Below are 24929 nucleotides of genomic sequence, written 5' to 3'. Positions count from 1 at the left end.
TCACAATCCGATCGGCGGCAGGTCTCTCAGAGATCCAAATGCATCGATGGCTTGTTCCTTCAATCGTTGGCGCCGTGCATTTCGTTCCGCCTCGATTGCAACCGCGAGCATTTGCAGTTTTGTCTGCTCATTCACCAGCATCCCCTGCTCCGCCGCAATCCTTGCCTGAAGATCCAGGATCGCCTTCTGATCCCCCGCCGCCGGAATGGCATCGATCAGCCGTTGCAGCGATTCAAAGCGCTGACTGCTCGCAGTCAATGCCGCACGTGCCGTGACCTGATGCATGGCCACCGCCTGGCGCGCCCGTTCCAGCTCCTGTCGATCCCGCGGCGACAGCAGTTCTAGCGCCTGGGGACCGAGAACGGCGTTCTGTTGCTGTAGCGCTCGCACTTCATTCGCCAGCTGCTGGTACTGCACGCTCGCATTTACCACTGCCGACTCCAGTTCCTCCCACGACGGCGGCAGATAGTTTCTTACCGTCCCTTCCAACAGACGCTCCATGCCGCGACCACCGCGCATGGCCTCATAGGTCTGTCTCGCCTGCGTCAATTGCTGCCGCGTCGTCTCCAGCTGTTCACGCATCGACTGGATCTGCTGTGTCAGCCGCACGATGGCCGCCGCGTCAACGACCGCGAACTGCGCCGATGCCGTCGGCGCCACCTGCAACAGACACAACGCGAGAACGACACTCCCTACTGCCTTCTGACACATGACACTCTCCGCGCACCAAGCCATTTCACTGGCTTCCCATGGAAAGAAACACCGGCAGCCAGCATTGCGGATCGCCGCCCGCCCTCTCGAGCGCCACTCTCATCTGCTCCACCGAGCGCCGTCGCCCGGAGATCACCCGCAACTCGGCATCGAATCCCCGCAAATCCAGCTGACACACCACGCTCGCATGCCCCTGTTTCACCAGGAACGAGCGCGATCCCGGCTCCAGCTGCTCATGGATCAGATGGAACTCGCGCTGCGTGAGCCCGAATCCCTCCACATAGTCCTTGGCATTGGCATCCGGATTCGGGAAGAAGATCTTGGTCGCCGTCTGCTCGACGATCGTTCGTGCGATCGGACTGTCGAGCACACTGCCGGCCGTCTGGGTGGCCGCACACAGCACGCCATTCAGCTTGCGCCAGGTCTTCGGTGCATTGTCCGCAAAGCCCTGGAAGTCCCGATCTGCCAGCGCCGTAGAGAATTCATCCACCCAGCACACCAGCGGCCGACCATCCAGCAACCGCTCGACCAGGTGAAAGAGATAGCGATTCAGCGGCCCGCGGATCGTTTCATGATTCAGGAAATGCGTGACATCAAAGCCGACCAGCGTCCCGGCACCCATCCGCGGCACGACCGTATCGACCGGATTGTCAAAGACCCAGGCGTACTCCCCACCGCAGCTCTCGCACCAGCGAGACAGATTCGCATGGACGCCATCGACCACCGTGGCATCGGTGAACTCAATCAGCCGCGACAGTCGTCGCGAGGCCACCGGCAGCGCCAGCGTGCCACGCAGTGCTTGCTCAAGCTCCGTATGTTCACTGGCCTTGAGCACCCGCGAACCGCGCGCCAGCATGCCCAGCCATGCCTTCATGAACTCGACATTCGTGGCATTCGCCTCCAGCTGCAGCGGATTGAGTCCCGTCGGCGCGCCGTTCTGCAGCGAGAAGTATTCGCCACCGAGCGCACGTACCAGGATCTCCAGCCCCTGGTCCTTGTCGAACACCACCTGCGACACGCCGCGCGTCGCCAGTAGTGACACCAGAAAGCCGATGAATACCGTCTTGCCCGATCCCGTGGGACCGCAAATGAAGGTATGCCCCGTATCCTTGCGACTGCCCCCATCCGGATCGCGCGGATCGCTGGCATGCAGGCTGAAGTGATATGGGGAGCGCGCCTGCGTCATCAGCACCGCCAGTGCCTCGCCCCAGTGATTGCCCTGGGCGCGACCGGCCGGAAAGTTGTGGAACGGCGCCATGGCCGAGAAATTGCGCGAAGTGATCGGCGACTTGCGCGGCCGCAGGGCAAAGCACCCCGGCAGCTGCGCCCAGAACGCCGCTTCGAGCCCCAGGTCCTCGCGCGCCACCGTCATGCCGCTATCCGACAGCAGCGCGCGCGCCAGCGCCACGGCATCATTCAGTCGCGCCATGCGTTCCTCAGCCGAGCGTCCATCGCGTCCCGTATCCGCCTCCGTCATCACCTGCAGCGAGAAGTGATGGTCGCCCATCACAAATCCGTTCGACGTCAACTCATCCAGTGCCTCGGTCAGTTCCTCCGCCTGCGAGACAGAAAAATCTCCGGCATTGGCCATGCGGTTGTACTGTCGCTGCAGCAACCCCTGCGCCGTGGCCTTGGTGAGACAGGTGAACGACTGCGTCAGCACGAATTCGAACGGCGCCGACAGCAGCGGATTGAACATGCCGACCACACTCGGTGTCGGATACTCCTTGATGCCCAGCATCGCACCCAGTCGCGTCTTCGTTGGCAACCGGTACTCGATCACTTCGGTGCCGAACACCAGCCGGCTGGTCGCCAGCACCTCATCCAGCGGCGCACGCGGCATCGGCATCGGCTGCATTTCGCCATTGATCAGGCCACCCAGGAGTTCCAGCACCGGCGAGTACCAACGCCCGCCGTTGCAATAGGCCGTCAGCCGCTCCGGCTCATACCGATCCAACGATGAAAGCACCGCACCGGCGAGCTTCTCGCTGGTTTCGATGGCTTCGGTCGTGGCGTTCGCCATCCCTACGTCGTTCCGCCGCTGCATGAGCCGCGCCGCGAGCCCTGCCGTCACGCCGACCGCCGGCCGGTACACGATCGACAGGTACAGCTCATTGACCATCAACGTCTCACCAGCGAGCCGCTGCCGATAGCGATGCGCCAATCGTTCGGCGAAGGTATCGCCGCCCGTACCGGCGCCCTCCAGCCGCTCGCGCCGACGCACTACGTGCACCCACATCGCTACCTGCGGCGACGCCAGGTTGCGCCAGGTCAGATTCAATCGTTCATGCCACTGGTTGAGCGTTTCATCATCGGCGCTTTGGAAGCTGCCACCCTGCAACCGGAAGACCTGCACGAAGTCCCCGGCCTTGGTCCGTACCAGACTCGCCGTTGCCTGCGAGGTGTACGGAATACGCAGCGATGCGCACAGCTCCCGCCGCGAGCGCGCATCGCGTACGGCGTTCAACCCGCTCACTGCTGCCTCTCCAGCCCCACCCTCACCGTGCTGCGCCGACGCCCTGAACGATCCGGCAAGGTCAATGCGAGCGCACTGTAGGAGGCTGCCTTCCAGAAACGCACATTGCCGAAGTATCCCGGCAACCGCGTGACACCCCAGAGAAACAACAAGTCGAAGAACCGCGCATCACGCGCGCACAGCAACAGGCACAGGCCATGGATGGGCACCGCGATGAGCAGTGTCAGCAGGTTCTTGGTGACCAGGAAGACTTCCATGACGACGACCAGGTTCAGGAGCAATGCCGGATACGCCACGCCCCAGCGCATCGCCGGCCGTGTCACACCGACGAACAACGGGTCTGCCCGCAGGCCCTGATTGCGCTCGTCCATGGCGTCCTAAACCCCGAACATGTCCCGCACCCACGGCACAATCTGTGGAGCGCCGAAGATGACCCCGATGCCGACCAGACCACCGACCACCCAGCTCCAGGTGATCTTGCCGATCATGGCGGCAACACCTGCACCTATGACCACGATGATCGCGATGGGTGTGGCAATGGTGAGCACCCAATCCACCATCGAGCTGGCACCGGTATCGAACACCGACTGGGAGAGAACCGATGAAACGTATAGCGACAGCGCTACCGCCACTGTCGCCACCGATCCCAGATGAGAACCGCTGATCCGTGTGTTCATGGGCCGTGACCTCATCGCCGACTGCGACAGAGCGAATCACGCCACTCGACTGAACTCGGTTCGAGTTTCGATTCAGATTGTCAGGAAACCTCGACGAGAGGACACGCGACAGCCTCTGGCCACGGCCCCGGCAAGACCCGCACCAGCCAATCCCACCAGAACCGATCTGATCAGATCGGAGCGGGAATAGCCGTCTTCAGGCACCCTCGGGACGTCACAGAGATTCGCGCCCAAGGAGTCGCAGAGCATGCACCTGGAATCGCGACCACTGTTCGTCGCTGCCGTGCTGCGCCGTCGCCAGCAGCTGTTCCCAGAATTGCGGCACATCGTCCCAGCGTCGCCGAACCTCGCCCGCGTAGGTCAACGCAATCGCATCGAGCTGCCGGAATCGCAGCGTGGTGATCAGCAGTCCGACCTCTCGGCGGATCCCGAGCAACAATCGCGGCCCGACGCCCGCCCGTCCACAGTGCCATGCGATGCTGAGCAGGTGCTGCGCCATTGGCAGGTCGACGTTCGACGCAACCGCATTCGGCGAATCCGCCGTCAGACCCCGCACGCGGTCGTTCCAGAACGCCTCATCCGAAAATCGAAAATCGCCGAGAAGACACGGCAGCTCTTCCAGCCGTTGCAGTGCCTTCGCAGTCGATGCGGAAGCCGCGCCATGTCCCTCCCGCATCTGCAGCATCACCTCGGCCACTTCCCGGTTCGAGTCGCGAATGTGCGCCATGACCCGCAGCGCTTCCTCCGCCTCTGCCGTCACCATTGTTTCTGCTGCGGACATGCGATCACCTCCGTCAGATTACCTCTCCATGGGAGCCTATCGGCTGCGCCGAATGCGCGCTGTCTGAGTTTCGGTGCAACTGCGCGAACCTACAGGCACTGAAGACGATGGCCGCGCCGACGCATGCCGATCGCGCACAGTGGGAGTTCCGGCAGACTCGCCTGGCGTACCGGTTGTTGTGCGCCGAGGCACGCACCCAGACCATCTGCCGCTTTACCTCGCTGTCGCCGCATCGGCTGGCCAAGTGGCGCAAGCGCTGGGGATTTTCCGACACCGACCGCAGTCGCGGGCCGGCCCCGAATTCCTTCACCCCCTTCTTCCGCTTTCCGGCCTTGCGCGCCGAAGGTGCCTATCTCGCGATCCTCTGCAGAACATTCGGCGTTCTTGGGGACGACCATGCAGGATCTGCAAATTCGTTCTATCGCCTCGCCACGGGTGAGCGACTCTGCGACCTGCTGGAGTTTCATCGACAAAGCTATCAGGCACCTTCTATCAGCTTCGATCAATTGCTGCTGCTCGCCCGCGGACTGCAGACCGGCAAGAGTATTCAACTGAGTCATTGCAGCCGATGCGGCGGCGGCGTTCTGCGCGATCCGTTTCAGCTAGTACGCGAGGGTTGTGATGCCTGCCGAAGGCCCCGACAGTCCCACCCGGCCCCTGCTCGTGCTACGCACGAAAACGTCGTTCGCCGTCATCTTGAGTAGTCCCGGCGCCAAGCGTCATCCAATCGCGTCAGCATCTCCTGCCGTTGTCGTTGACCCACAACGACGCGTATAGGTCACTTTGGCTGTGTCATCGATCTTGAGACACCGGATCGAACTCGTGGGAATGAACTCGATCGCTCCATTCCCATTCACGTTCCTCAGATAGGTGCGGTCAGCAGTCTGAAACACCAATTGATACAGCGCTCCATCTTCAAGCGGATCCGCGCTGACACTCAAGTACGACAGATTCAGGCCACCACCCATATTGAGCACGTTGAGCGCAAGGCCGCCAAAGTATGCAGCCACCGGACGTGCGAACAACAAGGGCAACATCAAGATACACGCTGCCCCGAACAGCACTTGATTTCGTGCACGCTTGGTGGCTTTCGCGAATGAAAGAACCGCATACACGAACGACAGGACGAGCAGGCAGAAAGCCACCAATAGCACCTGCCAGGCCGGCTGCCCATGTCGATAACCGCGTCGCCCCAGCCAACACCGCCACACTTGAAGTGATCGTCATCCATAGGAATCCGAATAGAAGGATCATCGGCACAAAATCGCCATCGGATCGATGTTTCAATATCCATATCCACGCAAGTATGCCGTAGAAAAAAGCGGCGATTATTGCAAGCACATGCCATTGGGGCTCTTCCACGCGGGCTGAAAGCACTACGCCCAAGGGGACATAACTGAGCGCCGCCAGCGGGAGCGCACAACGTAGCCAAAACTTCGGCCATTTGCCGCCATCCAGCAGCCTGTCCAGGGCCTGCTGGTAGGATTCGTATCGTCCCAGCGAATTGAGCGCAGGCAACATGATGAATCCAGCCGCAATGACCACAAAAAACAACGCAATCGCTGCTACCGTGCTCAGCAACACGGGCAATTCGCTCAACGACATGGGAAAGGGAACACTATTCTGAGCGCAATATGCGCGCAGGAAGTGAAAGCCAAAACCAACGGCAACCACTGCCAACCCCTTCGAGATATCGGCGAGCGACCATTCCTTCGGTGCCCGAAACAGATTCGGTTTGTTCAACTCATACTCCTTGCAGTAACTACGGTCATACGGTGAACAGGCCACGGGCTTCAAACACAGCCCCGACCGTTGCCTACATCGTCAAGAATCACATGAAGGGCGGCGGCCGGATCGCGGAGCCCGAAACAACTTCAAGCTAGGTGACGAACGTGGCCTTGCCCCTTTGTCGGGCGAATCAAAAGACACGATCCGGAAACACACCCTTGATGCTTGCGTGAAACCTGGCAGCGATCTGATCGAAGCCCTTCTTCGATGGATGCAATTCGTTGTGCCAGGAGCCCGACACCGGCTTCAACGTACCCTGAGTTCCGACTACATGCACATTTGCGTGCTTGGCCGCGAGGGTCGTTAACATGGCCTCGAACTGGAACAGCATCTCTTTCACAATCTCGAACGCCAGCGTTGGATCAACAATCCGCCGGATGTCGAACGTCGGCTTGAGCCACGGACCGAGTCCGCACACGCCGCGCCCGTCAGGAATGGCAAAGTCGTAACCATGAAAGAAAAGTGCAGTCTTCGGACTGAGCTGATCCCGCAACGTGATGAGATCTTCGTACCCGATCCGCACGAGCGACAATGCCGTAGCAAAGCGCGCAGGATCCAGATGAGCCTTGGCGTTGCCACCCGCGATGAAGTCCTTGACCCACAGCACCATCGGATTGTCGGTGATATCGTTACCTCCACCAGAGAAAAGCAGTGCATCCCACGGCCCGCCCGCGGGGCATCCCGCAGTGAATTTTTCGATCAGCGATTTTCTTTGTTTGACGCCGAGCATGAAACGCACCTCATCGCCAGCTCGTGCCATGTTCAGGATCGGAACCTTGATCAATCGCTGCAGACGCGGAATCACACCACCAGACAACAGGAACGGCGGATAGTCGAACCACGAATCGCCTTCTGCGAATACTTTCAGCGGCTGGATGATGGTCTTGGCTGCGCGCGCCGAGCGGCGGCCTCCCGGTGCGAAGGCGATGTCGGTCGCTCCCCGCTGCTTCATGATGCGAATGATCTGGGCATATTCCTTTTCCCGGCGTCGCCGCTCCTCGTCCTGCGTTCGTACGAGCGTCGCGCGCGCCTGACCGACCGTGACTGCTTCGGCCGCCTCCACTGGTGTCGGCGCGGCCGCGCCACGTCGGCCCACGAGTGCGCGCCGCATGGACGGGACTTTGGCGGCAGCCAGACGCTGCGCTTCCCCCAACGTGACAGGCCCCACGCTCCGCGGCAGCGCAGCCGTGCGCGGGCGCCGGACAGCAGGCTTTCGTGGACTGCTCTTGCGTTTCTTCGTTGCCATCGCGAAGTTCTCCAGTCGGTGTCTGATACGGTGTTGAGGACCCCAGGGCGCGGTCCGAATGCGGGAGTCCGATCCAGCACCAGGCGATGCTGACTGCTCCTAAAGGGTCAGCGTTACGCAGTTACCGGTCACCCCGTCAGTGGTCTTCAGCTGATGACAGCGACGCCGCAGATTGTTGAGCAATGCCTCATCGGGCACGGGATTCTGGGTGCCATACACGTTGCGCTTGGTCGATACCAGCACGCTCGCTCGTGCTGCTCGGCGCACCGGCAACAACGTATCGAGCAATTCGGGTGGTGTGCCGTTGTGGCTGCCATGATGTGAAACCTTGAGGAAATCCACGGGCTTCAGGTGCTGTGTGCAGTGCCGCTGGATGTGAGCCCAGCTTTCCAACTCCGCATCACCCGCCAGCATCAAGCGCTTGCCCGCCACTTCGAAGATCAGACACAGCGAAGTATTGTTCTCCGCCCGATCAATGAGACGTGCGGCTGCCACCCCGTCCTCGCGAATGGCGCGGCGCAGGCGTTCGAAGTCGCTGCGAGAAAAGCCGCGATGATCATTGGGTTTGGCCCGCGGCACGTCGGCAAACGTCCACGACTGCCCTTCATCATCGGGCAACGCGATTCCTTCCGCCGCCGCGAGCGCACGCAGACGCGCCCGAGCGCGACCGCTAGCGTAGTAGACGCTGGTGTCCTCCTCGGGCGCCAGCACATGGATACTGATCTTCTTCGACCAGCGCGTCGCCGCAATACCCTTGCTACCGCGCGCGAGATAGACCACCGGCTTCTTGCCCAATGTACGCAGATAGTTCATGCGGTCCTTGTTCGAGAGGTTGTTCTCGAGCAAGGAGCGGAAGCCCGGATGCAGCACCAATCCTCGTTGGTGTACGGATTGAGAGAACGCGCGCACGCTGTCATGCAGCCGCTTCTTCAACTGGGCCTTCGGATAGTTGGCGTAGTAGTCCGGATGGCTGGGCAGCCCGAGCCATACCTGGTCCACCCGCATGCGATCGAAGATGGCGCGCTCGCGATAGAATCCTTCGATATGATCCAGATGTTCGTGGGTCGCGATCACCAGATCCAGGTGACCGTGACAGACCTGCTCGATGTCGCGTGCAATGGCGGGAAATCGTTGCAGGCTCTCAGCATCATTGGGCGCACGACCGAAATCCACCAGCACATGCCGGGTCGCTGCACCGTCCGGCAGGCTAAGCAGGACGCAGTCACCGAACCCCACGACGTAGGCTCGAATCGTGATGCCGCTCATAGGTCACCGTGAGCGCAGCGATGGCGCATGGCGGCGTTGCGCCTGAGGCGTACTCGCCCGCCTTCGATCGTGGCATGAATACGCGATTCGCTGCCACGCGGTGCACCGATACCGCGTACGCCATCGAGTACGCCCAACTGCCCTTCCCTGACGAGGTAGGCAATGTAGTTTTTCAGCTCCTTGCGACGCTGATCGGTCGCTGGCACAGCCACTTCATGAAGGAAGTTGCCGTTGGTATCGAACACCAGCGTGCCACCGCAGTACAGCGGCATGCTCGACCCACTCAACCCACGAAAGCGCTTGCCCTCCAGCAACACATCCTCCTCCCACAGGAACTCGATGATGTGTTCGCGTGGCGGCCGGTAGCCGTCCTTCGAGACCTTGTTGGTACGATACACATTGATCACCTGGAAATTGGCATCGTAAGGAATGCAGAAGAGCGCGCGCCGGGCATCGAGGAATCGATAGGCGTCGGCATGGGTGGAGGCAATCACCTGCACATCGACGCCGCGTAACTCCAACTGGATCTGGACGCTGCGCTTGGCGTCTTCTTCCGGCACCTTGATCTTGCGGTCCTTGAAGATCGTCCGCAGCTTGGCGCGGATTCCCATGGCATCGATGGGGTACGCCGTGGCGTCGGCTTTCAATAGGGCGCGAGCGTACTCGTCATAGCGAAGGTCGGCCGGCGGACAGTAGTCGAGGGCCCGGAACATCACCGCTGCCGTCATCGAGGCTGCCCGATATAACGCGCGCACGGAGTAGTAGCGGCTTTGCCCGGCGCTCATGGCCCCGACATGCGCCTTCTCCAGATCCCGGCGTATCTTGGGATGCAGGTATTCGAGCAGGTCGTAGTAGATGCCGGTCAGCACCTCCGACCAGTCATGCTCTTCATATGTCCCTGCCAGATCGCTCATGGTGCGGTTGTTCCAGGCGCCGCGCAGATAGTCCTCCTCCTCCATCCCGCGGATAGCCGCTCCAAATTCACTGGCGATGGCCGATACGATGTTCTTCGGGGCCAGTTTGCTCTTGCTGTTCCTGAGCGCCTGCAGCGCAACCTCCCGCGTGTTGAGGCTCGCCATCATCGCCAGCGCATCGCCGAAGTATTCGTGGAAGCCCGCGGTTTGCGCCGAACAGACTTCGTTGTAGTACGGCTTCAGTCCGTCGAGCACGGCATGTCCAAGTTCGTGCGCAACGATGTCGTGGTGCAGGCAGGTGTAGACGGGGCGACCGTCGTGTCCTTCGAAGTAGAAAAAGTGCAATGCGCCTGTGTCACGGCTGTAGAACGCATTGTCCATGTAACCCGCATGCGGGATCAGGATCAGCCGCCCGAGCTGCGACGCCCAAGGAATGGTGCGCGCGAGCACACTTTCGTCTTCGATCATGGCCAACGTGCGCTCGACAATGGTCCACACGTTGACCTGGTGGAAGCGAACATCGTTCAGAAGCTTCTCGCCGGAAAGTCTGGCGAGTCCCTCAAACTCCAGATTCTTCTGCAGGCGTACTGGCGCAAAGCGCACATCGAGATCCGCGTTGTAGTCGACGACGACGGCACGCGGGCCGGTCGGCCCGCTATCGACGCCGCCGGCTTTCAACTTGCAGTCAACAGCCCACAAGCCATCGCGACGCGCAACCAGCGGATCCTTCGGCAGGAACCTGCCACGCACTTTCACATCCTTGAGTTGCTTCGCCATCGTGTTCCCCGTCACATGTCCCAACTCGCCAGGTCGCGGGTCAGACGCCGTGATTCAGCGATTCGTTGTCTGCCTCTGTCGCAAGGCATCGATCCATCGCAGGCGTGCTTTGCACGCTTACGACAGTTGCAGGCGTGCTATTCGTATCGGGTAACGCGGATGCCGTACATGCGACTGCCATCCGCAGCCGGATCCTCGATGCGCGCTATCCGACCAATGCACCAGCGTCCGTCATGGTGCACTGCCACAGGTGCATTCTTGCGACCCAGAGGCTGAGTCGTGCGAACACCAAGATCGCGCGGCGATGCGTTCTCGATCATGCCCTCTACGATCATGGGTGACGACTCTTTGCCGATACGCACCTGACAGTGCTGTTGTACGCGCGTCCGGGGCAACCGTACTTTCAACACTTCGACGGGGCGGTCCAGTTCCTTGTGCAACCGAAAGAACGAGTAGTCCTTGGTCAGAAGCGACCAACGCTCCGGCACTTCCGAGAAGATCAGCACATCGCCAAAGGCATTCGGATGGTGCGTAATGATCTTGAGAAATTCGAAAGGATCGGTCGCGGACATGAGCTGCGGCAGGCGCTTGCTCAGGATTTCCTTCTCCTCCACCGGCGCTTGCGCCAGGCACTGCACCGCCGCTTCGCAGGCACTTCGCTCGCGCCAGCAATTGCCGTGCAGCCGGCATTCGCCTTCCACATCCTCGCGCTCGCACCGCGAGCTCGTGGACGACTGCCATAGACAACAGGACGTGCGGTCGAAGACGGTGCCCAGTGATCGCATGTTGCGCCGCCCGATAACACCGAAGCGTCCCTTCAGCAGCCGCATTTGCGCTTGCAACGTGTTCTCGATGTAACGCGGTGACACTGGTGTCTCGCGAAATCTGTCCGCGAGGGCATGCGAGAATCGTTGCGTCAGAGACTTTCCCGGGTAGTAGGCGGGCAGCAGGTCCAGGACTTCATTCCAGATCTCGCTGAACGCCTGCTCGCGGTCGCGATTCGGCAGTCGTGCCAAGGCCGTGACCACGGCCTTCATGAAGCCGAAAATCAGCGCATTGAACTCCGCCTCGACAAAGGCGGAAGTGCCCACCTGGTTGAATCGCTCGCACAGACTCGCCACGCCTTCGCGACTGCTCTTACCCTCCAGCAGACGCGCGATCTGCGCGCTCGTTTCCAGAAATAGTCCGTCTCCCGCACACCGCATCGGTCTATCTCCCCGTCTGCTCCCTGGAATCGTCGTCTGTGGTGCCCTCATCCTCGATCGGCCACGATTCCTCCTCCTCGGGTACATCACCCTCCGCAAGCCACGGCAGGATCACGTCAGTGCTGCGCTTGTGCGCATCGCCAATCCACCGGGTGAGACCGTCCGCATCGTCCTTCTTCAACAATCGCAGGCCACGCACGAAGAAGCTGTAGTCGTTCTTGGACAACTGTGCGGGCGGGCACTCGATCAGCCACTGATCCAAGGCCGACAACACATCGAGCGCGCCGTTCTCCAGATGTCGAAAGGCGAGCAACTTGCGCAGCCGGTCGCGCACGGCGCCCGAACTGATGCGTTGCTCCCGAGCTAGCTTCATCAGATCCTCAACCTCCTGGTACTGCTGCTGCGCGAGACCCTGTTCGATGACCCTTGCTTCCGTAGCGCGTGCATCCATGCCGAAGTGGAGTTCCTTCAGGCGCACTTCCCGCGCATCGCTCTGCGGCTTGGTCTTGGCAATGAAGGAATTGGCGCCGGCCTTGATGGCTTTGTCCCGCAGGTCGATGTGCGAACTCAGCGCAGAAATCAGGATTGTCTGCCCGCTCAGTTCCGCGGCCCGCAGTTCCTTGACGAGTTTGATCCCATCAACTTCCAGGCCCTTCCCCAGGTCCAGATCCACGACGTAGTGGAGTTCGCTGCCATCCTGCTGGGCTTGATGGAACTGCAGGCAATCCTGTCGCGTCGTAAAGGCGAGCGCATCGTTGTCGCCCAGCTTGCCCAGCTCGCGCATCATGGCCTGGTTGGCGGCCACCTGGTCATCGACCAATATTGTTTGCATCCCCTGCATCCCCTGCCTCCCTAGACATCTGCCGGCAAATCAATCGTGATCCGCGTGCCCTTACCAAAATTTGAGTCGACCGCGATAAACCCACCCGTCTTCAGGACGGTTTCCTTGATCGACACCAGCCCTACACCCGATCCGCCGCGGAACTTCGACACGCCCTGATCGGCACGGATCAGTTCCAGAAAGCGTCGATCCATCCCGATGCCCGTATCCTCGACGACGAGTCGGCAATACGTGGCACGCTCCGGCGACGGTCCGATCTCGATGTCGATCCTGCCCTTCTTGGCTGAGGCAACTACCGCCGCAATGGCATTCTGAATCAGGTTGAAGACCATGAACGTGGTCTCGCGCGCACTGGCGATCACGATCCCGGCGCCGGGCTGCGAGGCCACATTGATCTCGACCTTGTCCTCCGGCACTGCCACGATATTCAGCACACGGCGCACGACTTTGTTCAGGTCAGCCAGCTCCGTCTCCGCGCCGTCATCAGATGGACTCCGCAGCGACTGCAGCAGGTCGGTCAAGATCAGACCCATCTCCTGAAGCTTTTCCATCGCCTGACGCAAGGGGGTTCGCCGGCGGCGGCTGGCGTGGGCTGCAACTTCCTGTTCGATCTGCTCAAGCTCGTACAGTGCCTGGCGGATCACGTTCTTGCCTTCGTGCAATATCTTCGAACCGCCGAGGCTGTCCTGCAGCGTACGCAACTGGGTCACGATGGCGGCGGAATCCTCGCGCATCTGCCGCAGCAGCCGCGCGTGCGCGATCGCGAGCGTCGCGTACCGGGCGAAGGTGTCGAGGATGATCTCCGTGTCACTACCGAACTGATCGCAGGAATTGCCATCGACCATGAGCACACCGAGGAAGCGCTCCGAATCGGGCTGGCTTTTCTCCTCAGTGAAGAACAGCGGAACCGCCACCTTGGAAACCGTATTCGCAAACAGCGGCGAGAACTTGACCCGGCCATCGGTCCGAATATCGCCCGAACGGTAGGTGGTGTGGGAATTCATGACAAACGCCGTAAGGCCGCCGACCGGACTTGCCTCCACATGTGGCAAGACGTCACTACTGCTACGGGCCGAGATCGCACGAAACTTGCTGCTGTTGCGCGCTTCATCGTGAATCTCGAAGTAGACGCGGTCGGCACGGCACAGCCGGCAGGCATGAGCACCGATCTGCTTGAGCGTGGCATCCAGTTCCCGTCCGCTGGTCAGCGTGAGCGCGACTTCGGCTATCGCATGATGCAACTCATACGCGCCGGGGATCAGAACACATTGGATCAGTTCTTGCTGCAGGTCTCGCGCGAGCGATGCCACGCAGTCGCGCTTCGCTCCATCGGCGAAGTGAAAGCGCACCGTTACGCCGCTCAAATGCCCACCGGGCGCGAGCAGCAAGCGGTGCCACAGCGCCTGATCATCGATCGTATCGGGTTGAATGCCGAGGAAGGTGACGATGGCACTACCGGGGCGCAGTCCTTCGCCCAGCAGCTCAACCGCGGCGCGATTGACAGCACGTACCTTGCCATGGGACCCCGCGAGAATCGCGGGAATACCCAATTGCCCGATTAGTGCTTCTTCGCCTGCATCTGCAGACCCTACCGACTGATCCATGGCACTACGCTGTTCTCAGGTACGGAGCCGAGTCGATGCAGCCCGAGTATAGCCAAGGGATCGAACCGAGATAGCCCGGATCACGTGACTGTAAAGATCTGCGACGGCTTCAAGCTCTCACAAGGCTCCCCTTCGGACACCTTCAAGTGGGTGCTTCCGCCCTGCTCCATGGTCGCATCAACGTGAAATTTCCACAGGGAGGGGACATAGAGGCGACACGCGCCCGATCGTCTTTGTAAGTACTTGTATCATCACGCCTGATCGACTGCGTCGGTCCAGTCCATCATTGGGGCTACCGAGATGCGCCGATCCAGCGAAACTGCCTGTTCCTCGCTGAAAACGTCTGTTTTTCCCGTGTTTTCCATCATCGGCGTTCGTGTGACATTTCCGCGAATCTGGCGTGATTCCCGGATTGTGGAGGTGCCATAGCGGCGACGAGAATAGCTTGTCGCCTCCGCGAACGCAGCCTCACCGACGCTGCGCAACGTCCATGATCATCCGCGCGGCCAGGTAGAGTCGCCGCGGTATGGCATCGACGAGCACGTACTCGTCGTCGTTGGTGTGATAGCCGTATCCCGGCAGGCCCAGCGCTTCGATCACCGGCTTTCCGGAACGCGCGGCGAAGGCTGCATCCGTTCCGCCGCCGATGATGGGAGCGACCGGCAGTTCGTGGCCGAGACTGTTGTAGATGCCGATCGCCCCGGCGATGAGTACCTGACTCGCCTCATCAGCCGCGAATGCAGGCCGACCCGGATCGGTCACCACGTCGATCTTCGTTCCTTCGACGGCCGGTTGCGATGCCGCACGCGCGATCTCGGCCACCAGTGCATTGAACGACTCGTTCGTCGGATAGCGCACGTCCGCTTCCAGCGTGGCGCTGTCCGGCACGATGTTGCGGACGGCGCCCGCACGCGCGATGGTCCAGTTGAAGCGCAGCTTGCCCGGACCCTGATCGAGATCCACCGTACGACGCACGAAATCCGCCGCGGCAACGAGCGCATTCGCGCCGAGTTCCGGCGCAACGCCAGCATGCGCCGATCTTCCCGTGACGGTGGCTATCACCGAACCGATGCCGGAAGTGCCGTAGGTCAGACCCTCCGGACTCGTGCCCGTGGGCTCGAAGGAGAAGATGGCATCGCTCTCGCCGGCCAGGCGCTCGATCAACGCGCTGGAACCCGACGAACCCTGTTCTTCATCTGTGTTGAACAGCACGGTGAGCGTGCCGAAGTCAGTGAAGTTGCGCTGCCGGAGCAGCGTGATGGAATGCAGGATCACCGCGATTCCGGACTTAGCATCGGCGATGCCCGGTCCGTAGGCGCGATTGCCATCGACACGAAACGGAGCACTGGCGAGACTGCCCCTCGCATATACGGTGTCCATGTGGGCCATCAGCAGCAGATGCCTGCCGCCCCTGCCCTGCAGGCGACCCACGATGTTCTCGCCCACACTGGCTCGTCCCGCCCGCGCACCCGTCGTCGGATAGCGGATGACGGAGAATCCGCGCAACTGCAGTTCCTGTTCCAGCAAGCTGCTCATTGCGGCCATGCCGGTCTCATCCTCGGTGCCGGTCTCGATGTTGACGAGACGCTCGAGAGTGGCGAGCGTGGCGGGTGCTTCCGCCGCCGCCGCGGCCAGCAAGGCGTCATCGCGTTCCGACGCGATCACCGCAGGTGGCGGCGCTGCGGCCGTCACTGCAGACGTTCCTGCGTTGTCGCCTGAGCAGGCGGTGATCAGCACCATCCCCAGAACGCTGAAGGTGATTCGCATGGACTGAAGATACGTTCCTTGCCGCAGCACAGCGCCTGGACGTCAGCGCTCAGACCGCGTCCGGCTGGACCTCGGGACGCGCGGCGGCGAACGCGGGCAGGGATTCGAGATGCCTGCTGATCGCGACGAGCGTCGGGAACGCGCTGAGATCGGTATCGAAGCGGCGCGCATTGAACACCTGCGGCACGAGGCAGATGTCGGCGATCGAGACCGCGTCGCCGAAACAGAAGCGCTGCGACGCCGAATGCGCGCGTGCCTGCTGTTCCAGACCTTTGAAGCCTTCCGTGATCCAGTGGCGATACCAGGCATTGACGCCATCGTCGTTCTGACCGAGCTGCTTGCGCAGGTAGTTCAGGATGCGCAGGTTGTTGATGGGGTGGATGTCGCAGGCGATCGCCTGGGCCATGGAGCGCACCTGGGCGCGGGCGACCGCAGCAGTCGGCAGGAATGCGGGCGATGGATACTTCTCTTCCAGGTATTCGATGATCGCCAGCGACTGCGACAGCACCACGCCGTCGTCCTCCAGCGCCGGGATCAGGCCCTGCGGATTCAGCGACAGATAGTCCGGCGCGCGATGCTCGTTCTTCGCGAACGCCTTCGGGATGGATTCGTAGGTCAGGCCCTTCAGGTTGAGCGCGATGCGGACGCGAAAGGCGGCGGAGCTGCGAAAGAACGTGTAGAGCTTCATGGCTGCGTCCATAGTAAGCAGACCTTACCGTATGTGGGTCGGCCGGCACAGATCCGTCGCGCCCAGACACGTCAGCGTCGCGCCGCATCCTCCACCGACACCACCACGGCCATCGCTGAATCCCCCGCCGCGCAGCCCTGGAACAGACCGAGCCCGCCGCCGAGCAGCGTCAGTTCCTCGATCAGTTCGATGATGGCACGCAGTCCCGTCGCGGCATGCGTAGTTGTTCATCTTCTCCAGCGGGAAGCTGTTTCACGCGCGAATACGATGTCGTTCACGGCGAACGGATTGTGCGACTTCACGGCCTTGATGTCCTTGATGTCCTTGATCGACACGCCCGCGTGCTCGAGCGCGCGTCTGGTCGCGAGCACCGGTGCTTCCGGCATGTGCGCCAGATCGCGGCGCGCCTGACCGAAGCCGAGCAGGCGGATGCGGATGCCGGGATTGCGGCTCGGCCCGGCAAGTACGGAAATCAGCCGATCGTCGTCACCAGCGTATCGAGTCCGTCGATGCCGCCTTCGACGCGATCGCCCGACCTGATCGCACCGACGCCGGCCGGCGTGCCGGTGAAGATCAGATCGCCGGGCGCCAGTTCGAACAGCGTCGACAGTTCGGCAATGATTTCCGGCACGCCCCAGATCAGGTCGGCGACGTCGGCCTGCTGTTTCACTTCGCCGTTCACCTTGAGCCAGATCCGACCCTTCTCGAAGCCCTTGCCTTCGGCTGGCTGAATGGCGGTGATCGGCGCGGAACGGTCGAACGCCTTGCCCGTATCCCAGGGCCGGCCCGCGTCGCGCGCGGCGAACTGCAGATCGCGGCGCGTGAGGTCATTGCCCACGGCGTAGCCGAACACGTGCGACAGCGCCGAACCCACCGCGATGTCCCTGCCGCCCTTGCCGATGGCGATGACCAGTTCGATCTCGTGGTGGAGATTCGCGGTGCGCGGCGGATAGGGAATCGTCGCGTCGTTCGGCACCAGCGCATTCGCCGGTTTGGTGAAAAAGAACGGCGGTTCGCGGTCCGGATCCTTGCCCATCTCGCGCGCGTGCGAGGCGTAGTTGCGGCCGACGCAGTAGACGCGATTGACCGGAAAACGTTCGCTGCGGCCCTTCACTTCGACCGACACGGCAGCGGGAGGCGGAAACACGTATGACATGCGATGGCTCTGGATGGAACGAAGTAGCGAAAGAAGAAACGCTCAGCCGCGCGATTCGCGCCACAGGCCGAGCTGTTCCTGCACGACGCGGTCTGAATAGCTGAACAGTACCGAAGTCTCAACGGTTTCGCTCTCCGGCTCGCGCCCCTCATGAGGAATATCCATGTGGAGGCATCGAAATGCCGTGCGTCCGGACTTGCCTTCGCGATCTCCAGGCGCGGCGCCGTATTGGCCACCCAGACTATCGCCCCAAAACGATATATCAAATACAATGCCTTAAGACGATAATTTGAAATTATCGTACATAGACGATATGGTACCGCCATGGACCTTCCCTTACACGCACCAGCGCAGCTGCGCGCGCATCTGAAAGCCCTGCGCAAGGCCAGCGGCTTGACCCAGACTGAGCTCGCCAGGCGCCTTGGCATCAAGCAGGCGCGAATGGCGGATATCGAGAAGCACCCCGAACTCATCTCCACGGCGCAGTTCATCCAGGTGCTCGCCGCCCTCGGCGTCGAAGTCCTGCTGCGCCAGAAGTCCACATCACCGGAACGCCCGGCGCCCAAGGGTGACTGGTGAGCGCGCTCGAGGTCTGGATGAATGGCCGTCACGTCGGCCTCTGGCGGCAGACCCGGGGCGAGCAGGATCAGTTCATCTACGCCGCGAGCTGGCTCGAAGATGCGCAATTCCGGCCATTGTCGCTGTCGCTGCCGGTGACGTCGACGCGCGAAATCCGCGCACCCGAAGTCCGCAACTACTTCGACAACCTGCTTCCGGACAGCCAGCGGATTCGCGAACGGCTTCGCATCAGGCACAACGCGCGCTCGACCCAGGCTTTCGATCTGCTCGAGACGATCGGCCGCGATTGCGTCGGCGCCGTACAGCTGACGCCGGAAGGCCAGACGCCCGTGGGCTGGGACCGGATCACGTCTGCGCCGCTCAAGCCGAGAGAAGTGGAAACACTATTGCGGTCCGTCCCGGGCACGGAAGTCCCCCTCCTCCCCGGCGTCGAGAAGGAAGAGGAGTTTCGCATTTCGATCGCTGGCGTACAGGAGAAGACCGCGCTGCTGAAGATCGGCAATACGTGGCACCTGCCCACTGGCGCGACACCCACAACCCATATTTTCAAACTGCCGCTCGGCGTCGTCGGCGGCGGCCTGCAGCTCGATCTCTCGGACTCCGTCGACAATGAGTGGCTGTGTTCCGCGCTCTTCGAAGCCCTGAACCTGCCCGTCGTCAGTACACAGATCGGTCGTTTCGGCGATCAGCGCGTGCTCATCGTCGAGCGTTTCGATCGCGCATGGCAGGAGATTCCGAAGACGCAGAATCCGAACGCAGCGAAGTTCAAGCCGCCGACCAAGGCATGGATCGCGCGACTGCCACAGGAAGATTTCTGCCAGGCCACCGGGCGTCCCCCGGACCTCAAGTATGAGAAGGATGGGGGGCCCGGCATGACCGAAATCCTCAGGATTCTCACGGCAGGAAGCCAGCCCGAGCAGGACAGCTACTTCTTTGCCCTCTCCCAGTTGCTCTTCTGGATGCTCGCCGCCACCGATGGACATGCCAAGAACTTCTCCGTCTTCCAGCGGCGCGACGGCAACCGTCTCACGCCCTTCTACGATGTGCTCTCCGCCTGGCCAGTGATTGGCAACAAGGCACGTCAGCTACCGCCGCAGAAGGTGCGTATGGCGATGACGATGCGCACAGGCGCACGTCCGCACTACAGGTGGGACGAAATCCAGCCGCGCCATTTCAAGGCGCTTGCCGACCAGCTGCCCGCTCGGTACGTATGGGAAGGCATGAAGGGAACGGCACAGGCGGTGCCGGATGCGATCGCCTCGGTGGAGAAGCGCTTGCCCGGGGATTTCAAGGAGTCCGTCTGGACGAGCATCACACAGGGTTTTGCGAGGAAAGCAAAGGAGTTCCTGGGCGAGGCGGAGAAGCTTGCTGGCTAGATCGCGCATGCCCGACAAAGCGAAGCCGGTGGAGGTTCCCATCTCACCGACTTCGATGTCGAAACAACGAACGTCTTGCACCGACCTAGCTGAGCTTGAACAACTGCTCCGCGTTGCCACTGGCGATCCGGGCGCGAGCATCGGAGTCCAGCGGAACCTCTTCCATGAACCTTCCGGCAAGCTCAGTCGTCTCGAACGGATAGTCGATCGAGAACATCACTCGTCCCGCACCGAGCGCACCGATCGAGCACAGCAGCGCATCGTTCGAACACTGACCGGACGTGGTGATGTAGAGATTGTTCCGGATGTAGTGAGACGGCAGATGCGTCAACGGGCGTTCCTGACGATACAGCTGATAGCGACTGTCCAATCTCCACAGCATGAACGGCAGCGTCTCTCCCATGTGCCCGAGGATCAACGACGCCTGCGGGTATCGATCGAATACGCCACCAAACACGATGCGCAGCGCATGACTCGCTGTCTCAATCGTCCATCCCCAGGTCGCGCGAGTCAGCTCCGGATAGTCCAGCAGCGTCGTGAAGGTCGCCACCGGATCGGCCGGATGCAGATAGACGGGGGCATTCAATGCCGATGCCCGCTCCCAGAACACGTCATAGCGTCGATCGTCGAGGAACACTCCGTGCGTCTGTCCATTGATCAGGGCGCCGCAGAATCGCAGGTCGCGCACGCAACGTTCCAGCTCATTCGCCGCAGCCACCGGATCCTGCATCGGCAGATGGGCGAACGCGCGGAAACGGGCCGGATGACGCTCGACCTGCTTCGCCAGAAAATCGTTGGCTCGCTGCGAGGTTCGAATCGCAACGCCTGCGTCCTTCTCGATCTGCACGCCCGGACCAGCCATCGAGAGGATGCTGAGCGCGACGCCCGACTGATCCATGATGCCGAGTCGTTCGGAATCGTAGTCGTGGAGTCGACGAGTGATGGTCTCTTTGAGCGAACTCGGCAATGCCGCGACGCTCGGCTCCCAGTAGGAGACGAGTTCGGGGGCCATGCAGTGTTCTTCGAGGGCGATTTTCTTCAGCATTGGTAGTCCTTCAACGATAGCGTCAAACACGATCAGAAGCGCACACTGCCGGGCCCCTTGAGATTCAGCATTGCGCGCGCCTCTGCCGGCGTCGCGGGCTCCACGCCCATCTCTGCAAGGATTCGCCGGATTTTTGCCACTTGCTCAGCATTGCTGCGCGCGGGCTTGCCGCGCTCCAGGAACAAGCTGTCTTCCAGACCGACGCGTACGTTGCCACCGAGCAGCGCAGCCTGGGTGAGAAACGGCATTTGATGCCGTCCGGCGGCCAGCACAGACCACTGGTAGTTCTCCGCGCCGAACAGCCGGTCCGCCGTGCGCTTCATGAACATGAGATTGTCCAGATCCGTGCCGATGCCGCCGAGGATGCCGAAAATCATCTGCACGAAGAACGGCGGCCTGACCAGGCCGCGATCCAGAAAGTGCGCCAGGCTGTAGAGATGGCCGATGTCATAGCACTCGTGCTCGAACTTCGTCCCCGCTCCACCGAGCGTCTCCAGAATGTACGTAATGTCTCGAAACGTATTGCGGAAGATGAAATCGTCGCTGTTGACGACGTAGGGCTGCTCCCACGGATACTTCCATTCCTTGACGCGCTTCGCCGCCGGAAAGATCGCGAAGTTCATGCTTCCCATGTTCAACGAGCACATCTCCGGCTGAAACCTCGCCGCTGCCGCCAGACGATCCTGTACGGTCATGGTCGGGCTGCCGCCAGTCGTCAGGTTGATGACAGCATCCGTCTTCTGCCTGATCGCCGGCAGAAACTGCGCAAATACCTCCGGGTCTCCCGTCGGTTGTCCGGTCTCCGGCACCCGGGCATGCAGGTGAATGATCGCCGCACCGGCGGCCGCAGCGGCAACCGATTCCGCCGCTATCTGCTCCGGCGTGATCGGTAGCGCGTCCGACATGGTCGGGGTATGCATCGCGCCCGTGATTGCACAGGTGATGATGGCTTTGTTGCTCATGGATGTTTCTTCACTGACGCGCCGTTCGCGCGGCGACCAGGTGTTGCGTCAACTGTTCGCGCAGCGCACTCATCTGCGCCTCAGTCCACGATCGAAAGCCGGTACCGGACTTGAAACCCAGCCGGCCTGCGTCGACCTGCGCTTTCAGGAACTCGTGGGGTCCATCATGTCGGTCCAGCGCCGGGATGATGGTGCGATGAATGTCGAGCGTCAGATCCAGGCCGACGAGATCCGCGTTCTCGAGCGGCCCCAGCACGGCCAGGCGCATGCCAAAGCTGTTCTTCACGCAATCATCCACCGTCTGCGCATCGCAGATGCCGTCGGCAACCATGGCGATGGCTTCACGCCATAACGCATGCTGCAGACGATTGGCGACGAAGCCCGGCACGTCCTTGCGAACATGGGCCGGCACCTTGCCGATGCTTCGCAAGAGCGCCATGCAGCGGGCCACGGTGTCGTCGGAAGCCTTTGCCTGAACCACCTCGACGAGCGGAATCAGCGGCGCCGGGTTCCACCAATGCGTGCCGACGATGCGCTCGGCGGTTGCCAGGCCTGCAACGATCTGACCAATGGGAATGACCGATGTATTGGACGCAAGCATCGCGTGTGCCGGCGCATGCGTCACGAGTTCGGAGAAGACCTGGCGCTTGAGATGCAAGCGCTCCGGAACCGCCTCGGTCACGTAGTCGGCTTGTCGAACCGCACCGGCAAGATCATCGACGACCGATACATGCCGGGCGCCGCCAGCATCCGCACCGAGTGCCCGAAGGCCGTCGGCGATCCTCGACAAGACCGTTTCGCGCACGGCTGCAACCGGCTCATGCACGATCACGGAATGGCCGGCGGCGGCGAATGTTTGCGCGATCCCCGCGCCCATGAGCCCGCCGCCGATGACTGCAATCCGTTCGCCAGGCATGATCAGCCTGCTGTGTAGCCACCGTCTGCATAGACGATATGGCCCGTGTGAAAATCCGACGCCCGCGAGCAGAGAAACAGCAATGGGCCTGCCAGATCCTCAGGCTCTCCCAGTCGTCCGATCGGGACGCGCGCAAGAAAGCCGGTTCGCACGCTCTGCGCTTTCTCGGTCTCTTCGAACATCCACGCGGTGAGCGGACTGCGAAACACGGTGGGCGCCAACGCATTCACGGTAATGCCGTGCTTGCCCCACTCGCATCCCAATGCCTTGGTCAGTCCATCGACTGCCGACTTCGAGGTGCAGTAGGCGGAGTAGCCCGCAGGATGCCCGAGCTTGCCGCGTGCCGATGAGGTGAACACCACCTTGCCGCCGCGACCCTGCTTGATCATCTGTCGACCCGCAGCCTGCGCCATCAACCACGCACCCTCGACATTGGCGAGCATGACGCGCTGAAAACGCTCGGGCGCCATCTCGACGATGGGCGCCACGTCATTCATGCCCGACGCAACCACCAGCACGTCGACGCCACCATGCTCAGCCACCGCCGCAGCGACGATCGCCTCGCAATCGGCCTCGCTGTTCGGCCGTCGCGCCACGCTGTGCGCGGCGATGCCCGCCGCACTCAATTCATCGGCCAGCACGTTGAGGTTCGCTGAATCACCAGCAGTGATCGTGAGACGCGCCCCGGCAGCGCCCAGCGTGCTGCAGGCGACTTTCCCGAAGGCGCCAGTCGCGCCGACGACGATCGCCGACTTGCCGCTGACATCGAAAAGCTTGTCGATCTCCAGACGAGGCAGCGTCATGTCGCCCCCTTCGGATACGGCATCACGACGATCATCGACGCGACGACATTTCCTTCGTTCCGGATCGCGCGCCCTTCGCCGGCAGGAATGAAGCAACTGTCGAGAGCGCGCAGCACGTGTGTCTCACCCGTACCAAGCTCGACGGTGATCTCGCCTTCGAGAACCACGTAGATCTTCCCGAGCGCGCCGACATCCATGTCCGCGCCTCCACCCGGGAGAAAATAGCTCAGGCCGGTCCACGCAAAGTCGGCGGCGCTTGCGTCGAATCCCTGCAGCCGCAACGAGCGCATATCGAAGTGCCTGGGCGCGTCGTAGCGCCTGGCATCGGCAAGCCGGGTAATCTGCATGGGACTACTCCGCCCGGCCGGTTTCGAGCCGGAACGATCCGGACGGATCGACGATGGCAACCAATCTCACGATGCAACCGTCGCCCTTCTTCCAGCGCCATGGAAAGGCCGCGAAGGTGACGCGCTTGCCAGTGACCTTGTCGATATCGCCGCCGACATTCTCGAAGCCGCAGATTCCCGCCGACAGGATGGCGCGATGGCACGGCTCCCATTCCGGAAAGTCCTCGATGACCTTGCGGCCAGTCTCCTGCTCATATTCCTTGTTGACCTGAGGCAACAGGCCGTTCGGCGCACCGGGGCCGTGCGGACCGATGGCAGTGCCGAGCGGATGATCCAGCGCCTGCGTATCCGAGCCGCACATCTTGACGCCGCGCTCGACGAACCATTCGCCGGCCTCCTTGTAGAAGCCCGGCGAGTAGCCGTAGTACAAGGAGTTGTCGCCGTAGTATTTGTGCCAGCCAGTGTTGACGATGACGATGTCGCCGCGACGAATCTGCGGCCGCGCGTTCTCCAGATCCTTCGCGGTGATGACTTCCCATTTCTTCTTGGGAATCGACACCACGACGCCCGTGCCGAAGAAATAAGGCAGCGGCACTTCATCCATGAACGGCGTGCCCTGCACGACGTGCGCGGGCGCGTCGATATGCGTGCCTGAATGCATCACCGTGGTGATGCGCTGAGTGAGTACGCCCGACTTCGACATGCCGTGCAGGCGCTCGATCTTCACGTCTTCGAAGTACGGCCAGCACGGCTGGCCGAGCCCCCAGGGATGGCTCAGATCGTAGAACTCCAGTCCCATGCTGTTCCTGAGATTGGACTCCCCGAACTTGCACAACGTCTCATCGCGCCAATCGCCCTGCTCCCACCCTGACATGATTCCACCTCTGTTCTTATAACCACGATACGGTACATCTGTCTCATATAGTGGGCTATAGACACGAATCAAAGTCAAGCGTCGGATTGCTGCTGGCGACGACGATCCAGCCCCACGGGCCGCTCGGATA

Annotated in this window: 25 protein-coding genes and 1 pseudogene; 3 read left to right on the top strand and 23 right to left on the bottom strand. The window is 61.7% G+C overall.

Features of this window, described 5'->3' with window-relative positions; all coding sequences use genetic code 11:
* From V7D81_RS04615 to V7D81_RS04595, 5 genes are all read right to left on the bottom strand, one after another.
* Entirely contained in the window at positions 1–711 is a 711-nt protein-coding gene (locus tag V7D81_RS04615) for a type IV secretion system protein (RefSeq protein ID WP_324314829.1), read from the bottom strand.
* 25 nt (positions 712–736) lie between these two features.
* On the bottom strand, positions 737–3187 hold the full coding sequence (locus V7D81_RS04610; RefSeq protein ID WP_324314827.1) for a VirB4 family type IV secretion/conjugal transfer ATPase: 2451 nt from the start codon (positions 3185–3187) through the stop codon (positions 737–739).
* Positions 3184–3558 carry a type IV secretion system protein VirB3 gene (locus tag V7D81_RS04605; protein WP_324314826.1) on the bottom strand — a complete coding sequence of 125 codons (375 nt, stop codon included), beginning with the start codon at positions 3556–3558 and terminating at the stop codon, positions 3184–3186. Before V7D81_RS04605 ends, V7D81_RS04610 begins: the two co-directional genes overlap by 4 nt.
* Positions 3559–3564: 6 nt before the next feature.
* Positions 3565–3864, bottom strand: a complete 300-nt coding sequence (locus tag V7D81_RS04600; protein WP_324314825.1) for a TrbC/VirB2 family protein — start codon at positions 3862–3864, stop codon at positions 3565–3567.
* 214 nt (positions 3865–4078) lie between these two features.
* Complete coding sequence (locus tag V7D81_RS04595; RefSeq protein WP_324314824.1) at positions 4079–4645, bottom strand: hypothetical protein; 567 nt, start codon at positions 4643–4645, stop codon at positions 4079–4081.
* A 107-nt stretch (positions 4646–4752) separates the two neighbouring features.
* Between V7D81_RS04595 and V7D81_RS04590 the strand changes: the two genes are divergently transcribed.
* Positions 4753–5349, top strand: coding sequence for a hypothetical protein (locus V7D81_RS04590; RefSeq protein ID WP_324314822.1), 597 nt, complete (start codon positions 4753–4755; stop codon positions 5347–5349).
* A 211-nt stretch (positions 5350–5560) separates the two neighbouring features.
* Here the strand turns inward: V7D81_RS04590 and V7D81_RS04585 are convergent, their stop codons facing one another.
* The 12 genes and pseudogenes from V7D81_RS04585 to V7D81_RS04530 all read right to left on the bottom strand — a co-directional run bounded on the left by V7D81_RS04585 (position 5561) and on the right by V7D81_RS04530 (position 18062).
* Positions 5561–6388, bottom strand: coding sequence for a hypothetical protein (locus V7D81_RS04585; protein ID WP_324314820.1), 828 nt, complete (start codon positions 6386–6388; stop codon positions 5561–5563).
* A gap of 175 nt (positions 6389–6563) precedes the next feature.
* On the bottom strand, positions 6564–7679 hold the full coding sequence (locus V7D81_RS04580; RefSeq protein WP_324314818.1) for a hypothetical protein: 1116 nt from the start codon (positions 7677–7679) through the stop codon (positions 6564–6566).
* A gap of 99 nt (positions 7680–7778) precedes the next feature.
* On the bottom strand, positions 7779–8945 hold the full coding sequence (locus V7D81_RS04575; RefSeq protein ID WP_324314816.1) for a ComEC/Rec2 family competence protein: 1167 nt from the start codon (positions 8943–8945) through the stop codon (positions 7779–7781).
* Positions 8942–10636, bottom strand: a complete 1695-nt coding sequence (locus tag V7D81_RS04570; protein WP_324314815.1) for a hypothetical protein — start codon at positions 10634–10636, stop codon at positions 8942–8944. The genes V7D81_RS04575 and V7D81_RS04570 overlap by 4 nt, the downstream gene beginning before the upstream one ends.
* A gap of 137 nt (positions 10637–10773) precedes the next feature.
* A complete protein-coding gene (locus V7D81_RS04565; protein ID WP_324314813.1) occupies positions 10774–11757 on the bottom strand; it encodes a hypothetical protein in 984 nt (327 codons plus the stop codon).
* Positions 11758–11845: 88 nt separating this feature from the next.
* Positions 11846–12682, bottom strand: a complete 837-nt coding sequence (locus tag V7D81_RS04560) for a response regulator (protein WP_324314811.1) — start codon at positions 12680–12682, stop codon at positions 11846–11848.
* An 11-nt stretch (positions 12683–12693) separates the two neighbouring features.
* A complete protein-coding gene (locus V7D81_RS04555) occupies positions 12694–14286 on the bottom strand; it encodes a GAF domain-containing sensor histidine kinase (protein ID WP_324314809.1) in 1593 nt (530 codons plus the stop codon).
* A 468-nt stretch (positions 14287–14754) separates the two neighbouring features.
* Positions 14755–16053 carry a glutamate carboxypeptidase gene (locus V7D81_RS04550; protein ID WP_324314807.1) on the bottom strand — a complete coding sequence of 433 codons (1299 nt, stop codon included), beginning with the start codon at positions 16051–16053 and terminating at the stop codon, positions 14755–14757.
* 49 nt (positions 16054–16102) lie between these two features.
* Entirely contained in the window at positions 16103–16741 is a 639-nt protein-coding gene (gene maiA, locus V7D81_RS04545; RefSeq protein ID WP_324314806.1) for a maleylacetoacetate isomerase, read from the bottom strand.
* A 71-nt stretch (positions 16742–16812) separates the two neighbouring features.
* Positions 16813–17193 (bottom strand): annotated as a pseudogene (locus V7D81_RS23180) (thiolase family protein); the annotation flags it as partial.
* A gap of 20 nt (positions 17194–17213) precedes the next feature.
* Entirely contained in the window at positions 17214–17897 is a 684-nt protein-coding gene (locus tag V7D81_RS04535; protein WP_324314803.1) for a fumarylacetoacetate hydrolase family protein, read from the bottom strand.
* Between the two features lie 42 nt (positions 17898–17939).
* Positions 17940–18062, bottom strand: a complete 123-nt coding sequence (locus V7D81_RS04530; protein WP_324314801.1) for a hypothetical protein — start codon at positions 18060–18062, stop codon at positions 17940–17942.
* A gap of 159 nt (positions 18063–18221) precedes the next feature.
* Between V7D81_RS04530 and V7D81_RS04525 the strand changes: the two genes are divergently transcribed.
* Both V7D81_RS04525 and V7D81_RS04520 read left to right on the top strand, forming a co-directional pair.
* Positions 18222–18476, top strand: a complete 255-nt coding sequence (locus tag V7D81_RS04525; RefSeq protein ID WP_324314800.1) for a helix-turn-helix domain-containing protein — start codon at positions 18222–18224, stop codon at positions 18474–18476.
* Positions 18473–19852 carry a type II toxin-antitoxin system HipA family toxin gene (locus V7D81_RS04520; protein ID WP_324314799.1) on the top strand — a complete coding sequence of 460 codons (1380 nt, stop codon included), beginning with the start codon at positions 18473–18475 and terminating at the stop codon, positions 19850–19852. The genes V7D81_RS04525 and V7D81_RS04520 overlap by 4 nt, the downstream gene beginning before the upstream one ends.
* 85 nt (positions 19853–19937) lie before the next feature.
* On the opposite strand, the gene V7D81_RS04515 is transcribed toward V7D81_RS04520, so the two are convergent.
* Genes V7D81_RS04515 through V7D81_RS04490 form a run of 6 tightly spaced genes read right to left on the bottom strand, consistent with a single transcriptional unit; the run spans position 19938 to position 24724 of the window.
* Entirely contained in the window at positions 19938–20897 is a 960-nt protein-coding gene (locus tag V7D81_RS04515) for an amidohydrolase family protein (RefSeq protein ID WP_324314797.1), read from the bottom strand.
* Positions 20898–20929: 32 nt separating this feature from the next.
* On the bottom strand, positions 20930–21859 hold the full coding sequence (locus tag V7D81_RS04510; protein WP_324314795.1) for a 3-keto-5-aminohexanoate cleavage protein: 930 nt from the start codon (positions 21857–21859) through the stop codon (positions 20930–20932).
* A 10-nt stretch (positions 21860–21869) separates the two neighbouring features.
* On the bottom strand, positions 21870–22775 hold the full coding sequence (locus V7D81_RS04505) for a 3-hydroxyacyl-CoA dehydrogenase family protein (RefSeq protein WP_324314794.1): 906 nt from the start codon (positions 22773–22775) through the stop codon (positions 21870–21872).
* 2 nt (positions 22776–22777) lie between these two features.
* Positions 22778–23578, bottom strand: a complete 801-nt coding sequence (locus tag V7D81_RS04500; protein WP_324314793.1) for an SDR family NAD(P)-dependent oxidoreductase — start codon at positions 23576–23578, stop codon at positions 22778–22780.
* The gene (locus V7D81_RS04495) at positions 23575–23925 is read right to left on the bottom strand and encodes a cupin domain-containing protein (RefSeq protein WP_324314792.1); all 351 of its coding nucleotides are present in this window, start codon (positions 23923–23925) and stop codon (positions 23575–23577) included. The genes V7D81_RS04500 and V7D81_RS04495 overlap by 4 nt, the downstream gene beginning before the upstream one ends.
* Before the next feature lie 4 nt (positions 23926–23929).
* Entirely contained in the window at positions 23930–24724 is a 795-nt protein-coding gene (locus V7D81_RS04490; RefSeq protein ID WP_349257607.1) for a cyclase family protein, read from the bottom strand.
* Positions 24725–24929 lie beyond the last annotated feature (205 nt).

Origin of the sequence: Povalibacter sp. (assembly GCF_036735925.1) — a bacterium.
Lineage (GTDB): Bacteria > Pseudomonadota > Gammaproteobacteria > Steroidobacterales > Steroidobacteraceae > Steroidobacter.
The sequence above is the reverse complement of the archived record's forward strand: the minus strand, read 5'-3'. Positions and strand labels throughout refer to the sequence as shown.